12 protein-coding genes are annotated in these 13,265 nt (G+C 44.2%); 8 read left to right on the top strand and 4 right to left on the bottom strand.

Going from position 1 to position 13,265, the window contains the following annotated elements; genetic code table 11:
- Positions 1–133: 133 nt before the first annotated feature.
- Positions 134–1,054, top strand: coding sequence for an NAD(+) diphosphatase (nudC, locus tag ACTXGL_RS08930; RefSeq protein ID WP_443526313.1), 921 nt, complete (start codon positions 134–136; stop codon positions 1,052–1,054).
- Between the two features lie 52 nt (positions 1,055–1,106).
- Here nudC and ACTXGL_RS08925 read toward each other — a convergent pair whose 3' ends face one another.
- Positions 1,107–2,036 carry a DMT family transporter gene (locus ACTXGL_RS08925; RefSeq protein WP_443526311.1) on the bottom strand — a complete coding sequence of 310 codons (930 nt, stop codon included), beginning with the start codon at positions 2,034–2,036 and terminating at the stop codon, positions 1,107–1,109.
- Between the two features lie 93 nt (positions 2,037–2,129).
- Here ACTXGL_RS08925 and ACTXGL_RS08920 point away from each other — a divergent pair, with 93 nt between their 5' ends.
- The 7 genes from ACTXGL_RS08920 (at position 2,130) to ACTXGL_RS08890 (ending at position 8,177) form a co-directional block, all read left to right on the top strand.
- Positions 2,130–3,020, top strand: coding sequence for a LysR family transcriptional regulator (locus ACTXGL_RS08920; RefSeq protein ID WP_443526309.1), 891 nt, complete (start codon positions 2,130–2,132; stop codon positions 3,018–3,020).
- Positions 3,021–3,428: 408 nt separating this feature from the next.
- Positions 3,429–4,316, top strand: coding sequence for an RnfABCDGE type electron transport complex subunit B (locus ACTXGL_RS08915; RefSeq protein WP_443526409.1), 888 nt, complete (start codon positions 3,429–3,431; stop codon positions 4,314–4,316).
- Positions 4,317–4,407: 91 nt separating this feature from the next.
- Positions 4,408–5,103, top strand: coding sequence for an endonuclease III (gene nth, locus ACTXGL_RS08910; RefSeq protein ID WP_443526308.1), 696 nt, complete (start codon positions 4,408–4,410; stop codon positions 5,101–5,103).
- A gap of 154 nt (positions 5,104–5,257) precedes the next feature.
- On the top strand, positions 5,258–5,854 hold the full coding sequence (locus tag ACTXGL_RS08905; RefSeq protein ID WP_443526306.1) for a DJ-1/PfpI family protein: 597 nt from the start codon (positions 5,258–5,260) through the stop codon (positions 5,852–5,854).
- Between the two features lie 162 nt (positions 5,855–6,016).
- A complete protein-coding gene (gene metK / locus ACTXGL_RS08900; RefSeq protein ID WP_319050483.1) occupies positions 6,017–7,183 on the top strand; it encodes a methionine adenosyltransferase in 1,167 nt (388 codons plus the stop codon).
- Between the two features lie 75 nt (positions 7,184–7,258).
- On the top strand, positions 7,259–7,618 hold the full coding sequence (locus ACTXGL_RS08895; protein WP_443526305.1) for a DUF3144 domain-containing protein: 360 nt from the start codon (positions 7,259–7,261) through the stop codon (positions 7,616–7,618).
- Positions 7,619–7,832: 214 nt separating this feature from the next.
- A complete protein-coding gene (locus ACTXGL_RS08890; RefSeq protein ID WP_443526303.1) occupies positions 7,833–8,177 on the top strand; it encodes a hypothetical protein in 345 nt (114 codons plus the stop codon).
- 129 nt (positions 8,178–8,306) lie between these two features.
- On the opposite strand, the gene ACTXGL_RS08885 is transcribed toward ACTXGL_RS08890, so the two are convergent.
- From ACTXGL_RS08885 to ACTXGL_RS08875, 3 genes are all read right to left on the bottom strand, one after another.
- The gene (locus ACTXGL_RS08885; protein WP_443526301.1) at positions 8,307–9,959 is read right to left on the bottom strand and encodes a BCCT family transporter; all 1,653 of its coding nucleotides are present in this window, start codon (positions 9,957–9,959) and stop codon (positions 8,307–8,309) included.
- Between the two features lie 228 nt (positions 9,960–10,187).
- A complete protein-coding gene (locus ACTXGL_RS08880; protein WP_319050486.1) occupies positions 10,188–11,831 on the bottom strand; it encodes a BCCT family transporter in 1,644 nt (547 codons plus the stop codon).
- Between the two features lie 166 nt (positions 11,832–11,997).
- The gene (locus ACTXGL_RS08875) at positions 11,998–13,242 is read right to left on the bottom strand and encodes a PQQ-dependent sugar dehydrogenase (protein ID WP_443526407.1); all 1,245 of its coding nucleotides are present in this window, start codon (positions 13,240–13,242) and stop codon (positions 11,998–12,000) included.
- Between the last annotated feature and the right edge of the window lie 23 nt (positions 13,243–13,265).

The following is a 13,265-nucleotide window of genomic DNA, read 5'->3' as shown; positions in this document are numbered from 1 at the left end:
AGTGGTCTGAATGTCATGGTTATAACGTTACCGCCATGACATTTATCTTAACTATCATCGATAAGATCATTTACTTTAAATAAGTCTGTATCTAAGCCGATGCAGGTTTATCTCAAACTGTTTGGAAAACTTTATGGCACATGCTTTCGTACTGAGTGGCGACACTGTTCTATGTCGTCAAATGCCAGATGGCTGGTGGCCGTGGCAAATTGAACTGCCCTCAAGTCGCAATAACTCAGATGAGCCTGGTTATCATGTTGGTCATGTCACGCTACACGAAAGCCTGTCGCCGCATCATTGGCTGTCCAACAGTACTGCTGATAACGAAGACGCTCAAACCTTTACTGCCCAAGCAACCACTGCCATGACTTATGATTATGCAGTCGCGCACGGCGTAACGCTGCCTATCATCGCTGAAAGCAGTGATAGTGTATTTGTTCCTTATCGCCAGCTGATGACTCATTTGCCAGTTGCTTTGTCAGATCAGATTAGCCAAGCCATACAATTATTGGGCTGGCAAGCAGATACACGATTTTGTAGTCGCTGTGCTAGCCCTACGGTGCATGCCAACCAAGGCGAACGTGCTATGGTTTGCCCTGTATGTAGGCTGCGCCAGTATCCTCGCGTACAGCCGTGCGTCATTACTGCCATTACTCGCCCAAACCCAGTGACCGGCGAGCTACAAATCCTATTGGCTCATCACCATCGCCATGGACAGCAAAAACTGCCACCCATGTATGGTTTGATCGCAGGATTCGTAGAAGTTGGAGAGAGTCTAGAGCATGCAGTCGTCCGCGAAGTGGCAGAAGAGGTGCATATTAGCGTTTCAGACATCCGCTATGTGAGCAGTCAACCATGGCCGTTTCCCTCCAACTTAATGCTAGGGTTTCGCGCGTCTTATGCCGATGGTGATATCATCATTCAAGAAGAAGAGTTATCACATGCTGACTTTTTTGATCTATCTAATCTACCCAGAATCCCGCCAAAAGGTAGCATCGCTCGAGATTTGATCGATCAAATTGCTACCGAGCAAGGCGTCTTACTATTAGATTAGAATGCGCTGGTATCAGCGTGATGCTACATTATATTGAGAGTTTTGTAGTGGCTCATGCATTGCGCAAGCCTACACGCTGATACTGCCATTCTACCAGTCTAGGTATCAACAATCCTGCAATCACAATCGCCATGCCTAACAATTGCAAAGCAGTCACTTGCTGACCATAAGCAAACGCGGTGAGCGCGGCAAATACGGGTACAAAATTGAAAAATAAAGAGGCATTGGTAGCGCCTACTTGCTTAACACCAGAAATCCATAGTAGATAACCACCAACCGTACCAAAGATACCAATGAACATCAGGTCACCAAAGACACTGCGACTGATCGCTAGGCTCTCTTGCATAGGATGGACATCTGCGCTAAACAATACCATAAGTGAGATCACCCCAAGCCCTGATAACATACCAACCAAAGTATAAGGAATCATTGGCATCCAGCGACTGATACCTTGGGTTAGATAGGTATATAGACTCCAGCACAACATGCCCAAAAAGATAATTTGATCACCATGATTGAACTCAAACCCTAATAGTTTGGCAAATGCGCCATCGGTCAGTACTAGTAATACCCCAGAGAGACAGACCACCAAACTAAACAATGCGCCTCTCGTAGGGAACTGACGCTGTGCCACAGAACCAATCAAAGAAGTAACCAACGGGCTCAGCGCCATAATCAAGGCGCCGTTGTTGGCATTGGTCTGCGCCAGGCCTGTGAATAGCCCCAAGTTTAAGCCGCCAACACCGATGATAGAGACACCAATCGCCCATGCCCATTGTTTTGGTGTGAGCGTTGGCAGTGGCATGTGCTTGTATTTTGCATAGAGGTACAGACATACCGAGGCAATACCAAAACGCCATACGACCAAAGTCAAGGCATTGACCTCATTCAAAGCGTGTTTGCCAACGGGAAAACTTGCGCCCCAAAAGAACGTGCACAGTAGCAAACACAATACGGCGGTGGTATTCGCTGAACGGCTCATATGACTTCCAAAAAACTTGCGAAAAGATAAGCACCAGTGTATATATTTTAAATACGGTATAAACAAGCAATAACGAGAGCATAGATTCCGAATATGAAATTTAACTACTCCCTTGACGATATGCGCAGCTTTTGTGCGGTTGTACGCTATGGCAGCTTTCGCCAAGCCTCAGTGATGCTTGATATGCCACTATCCACCTTGAGCCGCCGCATTGCCAAATTAGAGACCGATCTGGGACTGAGGTTGCTCAATCGTGATGCACATCGTGTCCAGCTAACCCATGCAGGGCAACAATATTATAAAAGCAGTGCTCATCTCTTTGACGAGCTAGAAAATATCGCATCTTGCTTGCTACAAGATAAAGATCAAGCTAAAGGTACCATCAGAATCAGCGCCCCTGTCAACTTTGGTAGTGATATTTTAGCGCCGCATTTCAACGCCTTTTTGAAGCAATATCCAGATATCAACTTAGATTTACGTTTGTCCAATCAAACCATTGATATTGATGCGCAGGCAATTGATATTGCTTTTCGTATTGGTGAGCATAGTGCCGACCACTGGATTGGACGACAGTTGACCCATATTCGTTTTATGATTTGTGCCGCTAGCAATATCGATGTGTCTGATATTCAAGTGCCTAGCGATTTGGCGAAGTATCCTACGGTACTGTGCACGCCTATGTCGACTTGGCATCTACAACATCGTATGACTGGAGAAGTACACACCTACCAGCCCATGAACGATGTACGTCTAAGGGTTGATAATATCAGCCTATTAACTGGAGCTATTGCTGATGGTATCGGTCTAGGCTTTATTCCTGATTATGATGCAAATCCTTTGATCAACTCAGGCAGTTTGCAATGGGTACTGCCTGAATGGAATAATCAGCCAAGAGGCTGCCAGATGCTCTATCGTGACCGTGATAACATGCCTCATCGTATGCATTTATTAATTGATTTTATCCTCAAACGTTTTGGCAAATAAGTGCTACGCAAACACTCGTTTTGTAATACCTATTAGCATTATTAGGTTTGAGCCGATGGCATCAAATTGTCATCGTTAGGTTTGGGCTTATACTTTTTGAGGATGCTGTGGCTTTAAGGCAGTGCTGTTTTTTTAGTAATGCTATTTTTTTAATGTTGCTATCTTGGTATTTGATCATGATGTTTTACGACTGCAAATATGTTAATCTTTTGCGGCGCAAGACAAGAGCGATTATTATAGATTGTGTAGATAAACCGTATAGATAGACTGGTTAGCTATTAAACGTATGATACTGCTAGTTAGACCTGTGATATGTCTATAGCACATCCGACAAGTCACTACTTATCTAACTATTGATCCCTATCAATGACACTACTGACAATGACTGACATTAAGGCCAGTAATACCATGTCTCAGACCGACGACTATCCACAAGCAGCATCACGTGTCACTAAAAATGCTGAGCAGACACGTTTGACAGACTTACCGATTTTGTTTAAATCACTACATATCGATACCCTGCCCGCTGATATACAGACAAGAATTGCACGCGTGGATGCTTGTCTACCGCAAACACAATGCGGACTTTGTGAGCATCCAGACGGTTGCCTGCCGTATGCAGCTGCTATCGTATTAGAGGGTGAGCCGTACAACAAATGCGTGCCTGGTGGTCAGCCGGTGACTGACGCGATCGCTCAGACGATTGGGATAGACACTCAGAGCAATACCCTTAGCGCTGCACCATCACAGTGGCCAGTAGATATGACATCTGGTCGTCCAACAGAGGTTCGTGCGGTGATTCGTGAGGACGACTGTATCGGCTGCACCAAGTGCATCCCAGCGTGCCCAGTCGATGCTATTGTCGGTACGGGCAAACATATGCATACGATTTTTACCGATTTATGCACGGGCTGCGAGCTGTGTATCGCACCCTGCCCTGTCGACTGCATCGATTTGGTCACGATTGATCGCGAAATATCTGAACCTGAAAGACTGGCCGAACAAGAAGATTTGAGGCAGCGCTACCACACGCATCTCAAACGTGTGACAGAGCAATTGGCTGATACCAGCAATAGCAGACCTGTGGTGAGTATGGTCGAAGCCAAACTGAATAATGCAGCGAGCCAGTCTCTAAACATTAGCGAAGCACAAGCAAAAAATACCATTGCAGCTGCCAAACTACGTACCAAAATCAAAAAGTTAGAGAAACAGCTTAGCGTCCGTGCTAATGATAAAAAGCAAGTAGAGCTTGAGGCGCTACAAGCAGAGCTAGACTCATTGCAAATAGCCTTGTGATTACGTGATTGATACCTTAATGAGTAATATAACTGGTCTTACTGTCATATAATTTTGCATACTCACTTCATTAGATAATAGCCATAACACCATGAGTAAAACGGTCAAACATAAGACAGCTGATACCCCACCTTCACGGCGAATGCCCAACCGCGATGTGCGTCCATTCTTCGAAAAGTTAGAAGCGGCCATCGATGAGCCCGTCACTGAACTGCATTATAAAAGTAACTTTGAGCTGCTGATTGCGGTCATTTTATCCGCACAGGCTACCGATGTGAGCGTTAATATTGCCACTCAGCAACTATATCCTGTGGCAAATACACCTGAGGCGATACTCGCGCTAGGTGAAGAGGGTCTCAAATCTTATATCAAAAATATTGGTTTATATAATGCCAAGGCCAAAAACGTCATCAAAACCTGCCGCGATTTGATTGAGAAATTCAATAGCACCGTCCCTGATAATCGCAAAGATTTAGAATCACTAGCCGGCGTTGGACGTAAAACCGCCAATGTGGTGTTGAACACCGCTTTTGGTCAACCTACTATGGCGGTTGATACGCATATTTTTCGGATGGGTAATCGTACCGGTCTTGCTACTGGTAAAAACGTGCTAATCGTCGAAAATAAGCTGGTTGAACGTATACCCGATGACTTCATAGTTGACGCCCATCATTATCTTATTTTACACGGGCGTTATACCTGTCAAGCACGCACACCCAAATGCGGTGCTTGCCCTGTCTATGAGGAGTGCATGTTCAAAGACAAAGCTAAATTTTTAGAACTATAATGACCATTGATTGTTTGCCGTTTGATCACTGTGTTTTACTTTTATGGACCGATAAAGTATTGATGGTGTGATGACATGTCATGATATGGTGTGACAAGCTGCCATAATACGATAGCTGTACTTTATAAGAGATACTTTTAAATAAGGGTGCCACATGCGTACGATTACCGCGCTAGTGTTCGATGATTTTGAGACCTTGGATTTATTCGGACCCGTTGAGATGTTTGGGAGCTTGCCTGAGCATTATCGTATCCAATTTACCTCAATGGCTGGTGGCATCATCCGCAGTAAGCATGACGTACCTATGCAAACAGTCGCTGTCAGCGAATTAGCCTGTCAGACGGATATTGTTTTGGTACCAGGCGGGTTTGGTACACGCCAGCTAGTCTACGATTCATCCTTTTTGCAAACGCTAACAACTCTCACTGATGAGGCTGATTGGGTACTGAGCGTCTGTACTGGTAGCGCCTTGTTGGCAAAAAGCGGTGTGTTAAATGGCAAGCGAGCAACCTCTAATAAAATGGCATGGCAATGGGTGACTTGTCAGTCGGATCAAGTGAATTGGATCAAGCAAGTACGCTGGGTCATTGATGGTAAGTTTTATACCTCATCAGGGGTTAGCGCAGGCATGGATATGGCACTTGGTTTTATCGCTGATAGACATGGCATCGATAAAGCCTACCAAGTGGCGCAACATACTGAATTTCGTTGGCAAGAAAATAGCGACATTGATGACTTTTACCGCCCTTAATCCATCACCAGTTACCTCACAACACCATACATTGCTAGAGTTTTACCTCGATACACGGTAAAATATGCTAATTTTTTGATTCGTTTTCGTCTTTCATTTTTCTATACATTTAATAATGACTGAGTTTGTCGACTACAGTCCCTGCAATTAAGCGACCCCATTATGCGTGAATACAACTTATTTACCTCAGAATCTGTGAGCGAAGGTCATCCTGATAAAATGGCTGACCAAATATCAGACGCTATCCTCGATGCTATCTTACGTGAAGACCTACATGCCCGCGTAGCTTGCGAAACTTTAGTAAAAACAGGAGCGGTCATCCTTGCTGGCGAAATCACCACAACAGCAAACATCGATTTAGAGCGTCTGGTTCGTGATACGGTTAATGGTATTGGCTATCATCATTCAGATTTAGGGTTTGATGGCGAGACTTGTGCCGTCATCAACATGCTGGGCAAGCAGTCTCCTGAGATCGCTCAAGGTGTCGATCGTAGCGATCCTGAAGAGCAAGGTGCAGGCGATCAGGGCTTAATGTTCGGTTATGCCAGTAATGAAACTGACGTATTGATGCCCGCCCCTATCGAATACGCTCACCGTCTGATGGAGCGTCAGTCTGAGCTGCGCCGTGCAGGCGATCTGCCTTGGTTGCGCCCCGATGCTAAAGCACAGGTCACTCTAAAATACGATGGCAATCGTCCTGTCGCTATCGATGCAGTCGTTCTATCGACACAGCATGACCCAAGTATCTCGCAATCAGATCTACAAGAAGCGGTGATGGAATCTATTATCAAGCAAGTACTACCAGCCGATCTGTTACATGCTGGTACACGCTATCATATCAACCCAACAGGCAAATTTGTGATTGGTGGTCCTGTGGGTGATGCGGGTCTAACGGGTCGTAAAATCATTGTTGATACATACGGCGGTATGGCACGTCATGGTGGCGGTGCATTCAGTGGTAAAGATCCTTCAAAAGTAGATCGCAGCGCCGCTTATGCGGTACGTTATGTGGCGAAAAACATCGTCGCCGCTGGTCTTGCTGATCGCTGTGAGATACAAGTCAGTTACGCCATTGGTGTGGCTGAGCCAACCTCTATCTCAGTCAATACTTTTGGGACGAATAAAATCAGCAACGATGAGATCATCCGCCTGATTCGTACCCATTTTGACTTGCGCCCATATGGCATCACTCGTATGTTGAACTTACTACAACCTATGTATCAGCAAACGTCTACCTTTGGACATTTTGGTCGTCAAGGCTCAGAGACTGCCTTTACGTGGGAAAAAACAGACAAAGCTGACATCTTAAAAGCTGACGCTGGATTATAAGCGTTACTGCTTTAGAGTCTTTATAACCCATTTTATATACTAAAAATTACCGACACTTATTACTAGGAGCAGCTTATGTCTCAAGACAATATTCAAGATGGTAACACTCAAGACGGCACTGTCGAAATCACTCCTGAAATGCAGGCGTTTTATCAGCGTGCTGACGCCATTATTGGCATTGCAAACAGTCAATTAGGCCCTGATGCTCATTCAGGACAAGTAGGCGCTTCTCTATTGTATGCAGCTGCTCGCTATAGCGCATCAGTTGCTTCTATCGGCTTTGTTAAAGGCGATGATTTTGCCAAAGAAAAAGACGATATTGTTGAGTTTTATGTTAAACAGTATCGCCAGATGCTAAGCGACAACTTGACAGATTATGCGCAAAACTTCGATAAGTATGTGCAGTTAAACCAAGATGATAAGCCAGCTGAATAAGTAGATCTTATCCTCTTAGGAACTTATATCTAAGCATGGCAGCAGTAACCGTCTTTATCAAATAAAAACCCAAGCTCATTAGGCTTGGGTTTTTTGTGAAAGATTATTGAGTAGACAGCTATAGATTGGCTATTATACGATTTAGCAGTCGCACTATATAATTCATAGGCGATAACAGGACGCTATTGGACGACATAAACAAGGAATTAGCCTCATGCAACACAACCTACCTCAATTACTACTCTTAGCATTCGTTAACCCGTTTAAATCATCATGGCTTATTTTGTCCCTCGCTCTTACATCGGTACTAATACTAACAGGTTGTAGCTATACTCCTGATAGCGTTACTCCTATTCAGTCAGGCACGAATAATATTGAGAATACGCTTACCCAGTGTCCAGCTTCTACCTCTAACAACACCATGTGCACCATGCAATATGAGCCTATCTGCGTGAAGACTCAAACAGGCTCAGTGATAAGCTACCGTACTGCGGGTAATGCTTGTTCGGCATGCAACCTACCTGAAACCATCGGTTATACAGAAGGCGAGTGTCATTAACCATTAGGGCATTATTAGTAGCAGCATCTACTCAAGCACACATAAAAATACCCAACTGTCATAAGCTGGGTATTTTTATGACGGCGAAGACTAATGGCACCATTAACATTAAAACATTCGATCTAAGAATTAAACTTCTTTTTCGATGGCTGGTGGTCCTTTTAACAACTCTTCGTCACGGAACTCATTGGCAGAGTTGTGCTCTGCTGACTCTTCGGTAGTGAACCACTGCTGATTGCGATACAGTATCAAACGATCTCGGCTCAGGCCACGTAATAAAGAATACATCATCACGACGATTACAATAGCGAATGGGAAACCTGAGACAATAGAGGCAGCTTGTAGTGCACTCAAACCCCCTGCTGCTAATAATACTGCAGCGATAACGCCCTCAGAGCCTGCCCAAAATAAACGCTGGATTTTTGGCGGGTTGGTATCGCCACCTGAGGTCAACATATCGATAACGAAACTGGCTGAATCTGATGATGTAACAAACCATAATACAATCATTATTACGATAAGCAAATTGACCGCGCCCGTTAGCGGATAAGACTCCATCAACTTAAAGATAGCACTACCTGTATCTGCTTGTACCGCCTCGATAAGTCCTGGACTAGCAATACTGGGATCTGCTGCTGCCATAAGTTCCATATTTACTGCAGCACCACCAAATGCGGTAAACCATAAAAATAAAATCGTGACAGGGATGAACAACACTCCCAATATGAACTCACGAATGGTGCGTCCTCGAGAGATACGTGCAATAAATACCCCAACGAATGGTGACCAGCTGATCCACCATGCCCAATAAAATATCGTCCAAGAGGACTGCCAGTTTTCTTCGCCCTTATAAGACTCTGTCCAAAGACCTAACGGTACAATTTGATGCAAATAATTACCAATATTCTCTATCAGACTATTAAAAATAAATTGAGTTGGTCCAAAAATAATCACAAAACTCAGTAATATGATAGTGAATAATATATTAATATCACTTAGGCGTTTGATACCTTTATCAAGTCCTACAAACAGAGACAACCCTGCTAGCATCGTGATAATACCTATCAAGATAATCTGCACCGTAATACTATTAGGAATACCAAATAAGGTCTCAAGACCTGAATTGATCTGTAGGACACCAAGACCTAACGTCGTGACCACCCCAAACATCGTACCGAATACTGCTAGTGTATCTACCGTATGACCCCAACCACCGTAGATCTTTTTACCCAACATTGGATACAAGGTTGAGCGTATCGCCAGTGGTAAGCCTACCCGGTAATGGAAATATGCCAGTGATAGCGCGACCATGCCATAAAGCCCCCATACATGAAAACAGTAATGAAGGAACGAGATGTTCATCGCTTGTTTTGCTGCAGCAACAGTTTCTGGTTCTCCTAATGGTGGCGCCATAAAGTGATACAGTGGCTCAGCGGTACCCCAATAGAGCAGGCCAATACCAATACCTGCCGAAAACAACATACCAACCCAAGAAACAAGATTGTACGCAGGTCTCTCATTTTGATGACCAAGCCTGATATCGCCATAACGGCTAAATATCATATAAATACTCATGGCCAATGTTAAATTGACCACGACAATAAAGAACCAGCCAAAGCGCAAAGAAACAAATGCTTTTGCTTGATTAAATACTATTTCTGCTTGCTCGTTGAATAACGCGCCAAAGATAATAAAAGCAAGTATCAATATTGCTGACGTCAAAAATACAGGTTTGCTTACCCGCGGAAAAGGGCCTACTCGGCCAACTTTTACATGATCCATAGGTATTCCCCAAAAAAAAGTGCGTAACCATACCAAGGTATGAGCCAATTATCAAATATAACACTCAAAAAACAGTCGCTAATGTATAGGTATGGTACCGACACTTTGGTAGCTGTTTTAACCACAGTTCATTTATTCTAAATAGTCCTCATTTATAGAGTCCAATAAAGAAGCCCCAATTTATCAAATTGGGGCTTCTTTGAACAAACTGAATAACAACTTTAGTGCTTAGTCACCTTTTACGATCTTAGGTGGACCTTTTAGTAAATGCTCATCGACGAACTCGTTAGCAGAGTTATGATCTGCTGACTCATCTGTGATAAATCGCTGCTGCGCACGGTACAAAATCAAACGATCTCGGCTAAGTCCGCGCAGTAACGCATACATAATGACAAATATCACTAGAGCAAACGGTAAGCCTGCGACAATAGCCGCCGCCTGTAGGGCAGAAAGTCCACCAGCTGCTAACAATATAGCAGCAATAATGCCTTCTGTCGTTGCCCAAAACAAGCGCTGGATTTTTGGTGGATTGGTATCACCACCAGCCGTCAGCATATCGATAACAAAACTGGCCGAATCCGATGACGTCACAAACCATAGCATGATCATAACCACAATCAATAGCGTGATAGGTTTTGCCAACGGATAGTATTCAACCAATTTAAAGATGGCACTACCACTGTCTGCTTGTACCGCTTCAACCAACCCTGGGCTAATACCTGTCACAGCAGAAGCAAGTTCCATGTGAATAGCAACGCCGCCAAAAGTCGTAAACCAGAAGAACAAGATAAGCATTGGGATTAACAATACCCCAAGCGTAAATTCACGAATGGTACGACCACGAGAAATACGGGCGATAAAGATACCAACAAATGGTGCCCAGCTAACCCACCATGCCCAGTAGAATACTGTCCAGCCGCTCTGCCAATCGGTTTCACTGTAAGACTCACCCCATGTACCTAGTGGTACAATCGCAGTCAGATAATTACCGATGTTTTCGATGAAGCTATCGAAGATAAAGAGCGTTGGTCCTAAAATGACCATAAACGCGAGCAATACAACTGTAAAACCGATGTTGATGTCACTAAGGCGCTTGATACCTTTGTCCAGTCCCATCATAACGGAAGCCGCTGCTAGCGCTGTGATGAAAGCGATCAGACCAAACTGTACTGTCAGACTATTTGGCGTACCAAATAGCTTTTCTAGTCCAGAGTTGATCTGCATGACGCCAAGTCCGAGTGAGGTAACTACCCCAAACATCGTACCGAACACGGCCAAGATATCAACAGTATGACCCCATCGACCATAAATTCTTTTGCCCAGTAAAGGATACAAAGTAGAGCGAATCGATAACGGCAGACCGCGGCGGAAATGGAAATATGCCAACGATAGCGCTACGATCGTATAGATCGCCCAAGCATGTAGTCCCCAATGCATGAACGAGATATTCATCGCTTGCTTAGCTGCTTCTACTGTCTCAGCCTCACCCAATGGCGGTGCCATAAAGTGATATAGCGGCTCCGCTGTACCCCAATATACTAGGCCAATACCAATACCTGCGGAGAACAACATGCCAATCCAAGAAAACAGATTGTACTGTGGTCGTTCCGTTTGGTTACCAAGCCTAATGTCACCATAACGACTCATCGCCAAGTAAATACAAAGTATAAGCGCGACGTTGACCAATATAATAAATAGCCAACCGAACTTATCAGTAATAAAGTTCTGCAAAAAACTAAAGACAGCCCCTGCTGTTTCGGTGAAAAGCGCACCGAAAATAATAAATCCAACAATCAACAGTGACGATGTAATAAACACAGGTTTGCTCACCCGTGGAAAAGGCCCTAATCTACCTACTTTTACTTCTTCCATGTGCAAGTCTCAAAATTCAAGGAATATTACCTTAACAAAATAGGCTTTAACTATCAATCAATTACAAAATAAAACTTGATAAAGCCTCTCGTTTATCCTAAATGATTTTATGCTTATTTTAGAATAACTACATAAAATCATGATAATAAGTTATCTGATTCAGTGACTATTTAGGCATTAACCTGAGTAATTGCCCGCCATCACCATCCTCCAGCGCCCACACTTGCCCATCGACTGCCATCACACTACGAATACGCTCGCCCATATCATAACGATAACGCTCAGTAGCACTATTATCTTCATCGACACTCACTACGATGAGCGCTTTTGACGACAAACCACTGATTAAGAAATTACCTTGCAATGCTGGGAAGTCATTATGGCTACCAGCGGTATATAGACTTAGTGAAGATGGTGAGATAACAGGCGTCCATGTGATTTTAGGCATCTCGAACTCAGGACGAGTATCATGGTCTGGGATTGGTGTCCCTGAATAATTGCGACCATTTGAGACAATAGGCCAGCCGTAATTCTTCCCTTTTTCAATCAGATTAAATTCATCACCACCCTTTGGTCCCATCTCGTTAGCCCAAAGCCTGCCATTTTCATCGAACCTGATGCCGAGCACATTGCGATTGCCCATTGTCCAGAACTGAGAGGCAATATTATTGCTGTCACTGACAAATGGATTGTCCTTTGGCACAGAACCATCAGCATGAAGCCTAATGATTTTACCCAAATTCATACTCATATCTTGTGCTGGTTCTTTGTCTTGGCGTTCGCCTGAGCTGATATATAGATAGCGTCCATCTGGTGAAAATAGCAATCGATGACTATAATGCCCTTGTCCTGTCACTTTTGGAAACTGCTCCCAAATGGGCGTGATGGATTGCAGCATGGGTGCGTTAGTACCTAGTCCCGCGAGCGTCGCCTTGATAACTTTTGCGCCAAATGTATTGCTCTCGCTTCCCATCCCCGCTTCCGCGTAGCTCAAATACACCGCATTAGAAGTCGCAAAATCTGGTGCTAGTATAATGTCTCCTAACCCACCTTGCCCACCATAAGCAACTTCAGGTACGCCTCCGACCTGTGTTTTGCTACCTGTTGCGGTATCCACAATGAATAACTCGCCTGTTTTTTGGGTGACCAGTAGCTGTGGCGATTTGTTGGTGGTACTGGGTAGTGCGGTCATGGCCCAAGGCTCATCAAAGCTAGCCACTGACTTTGTTGTAAACTCAGGCTTTTCTAGACTGACCTGAGCATCGCTTACCTGCATATCCGCTTTGGGCACTTGCACTTCTTTATACTCTGTCACCTTGTTGCTGGTGTTTACTGTTGAAGAGTTAGAGCAAGCTGCAGTGCTGAACAGTAAAGCTGCGATTACTAGTGGCAATACTAAAGGTTTATTAATACGCTCGATATGAGTTGTCATTG

This window comes from Psychrobacter sp. T6-6 (assembly GCF_052258185.1).
GTDB lineage: Bacteria > Pseudomonadota > Gammaproteobacteria > Pseudomonadales > Moraxellaceae > Psychrobacter.
The sequence above is the reverse complement of the archived record's forward strand: the minus strand, read 5'-3'. Positions and strand labels throughout refer to the sequence as shown.

Excerpts from the sequence above, each read along its gene's own strand:
- nudC (WP_443526313.1), top strand. The coding sequence starts at position 134 with ATGGCACATGCTTTCGTACTGAGTGGCGACACTGTTCTATGTCGTCAA.
- ACTXGL_RS08925 (WP_443526311.1), bottom strand. The coding sequence starts at position 2,036 with ATGAGCCGTTCAGCGAATACCACCGCCGTATTGTGTTTGCTACTGTGC.
- ACTXGL_RS08920 (WP_443526309.1), top strand. The coding sequence starts at position 2,130 with ATGAAATTTAACTACTCCCTTGACGATATGCGCAGCTTTTGTGCGGTT.
- ACTXGL_RS08915 (WP_443526409.1), top strand. The coding sequence starts at position 3,429 with ATGTCTCAGACCGACGACTATCCACAAGCAGCATCACGTGTCACTAAA.
- nth (WP_443526308.1), top strand. The coding sequence starts at position 4,408 with ATGAGTAAAACGGTCAAACATAAGACAGCTGATACCCCACCTTCACGG.
- ACTXGL_RS08905 (WP_443526306.1), top strand. The coding sequence starts at position 5,258 with ATGCGTACGATTACCGCGCTAGTGTTCGATGATTTTGAGACCTTGGAT.
- metK (WP_319050483.1), top strand. The coding sequence starts at position 6,017 with ATGCGTGAATACAACTTATTTACCTCAGAATCTGTGAGCGAAGGTCAT.
- ACTXGL_RS08895 (WP_443526305.1), top strand. The coding sequence starts at position 7,259 with ATGTCTCAAGACAATATTCAAGATGGTAACACTCAAGACGGCACTGTC.
- ACTXGL_RS08890 (WP_443526303.1), top strand. The coding sequence starts at position 7,833 with ATGCAACACAACCTACCTCAATTACTACTCTTAGCATTCGTTAACCCG.
- ACTXGL_RS08885 (WP_443526301.1), bottom strand. The coding sequence starts at position 9,959 with ATGGATCATGTAAAAGTTGGCCGAGTAGGCCCTTTTCCGCGGGTAAGC.
- ACTXGL_RS08880 (WP_319050486.1), bottom strand. The coding sequence starts at position 11,831 with ATGGAAGAAGTAAAAGTAGGTAGATTAGGGCCTTTTCCACGGGTGAGC.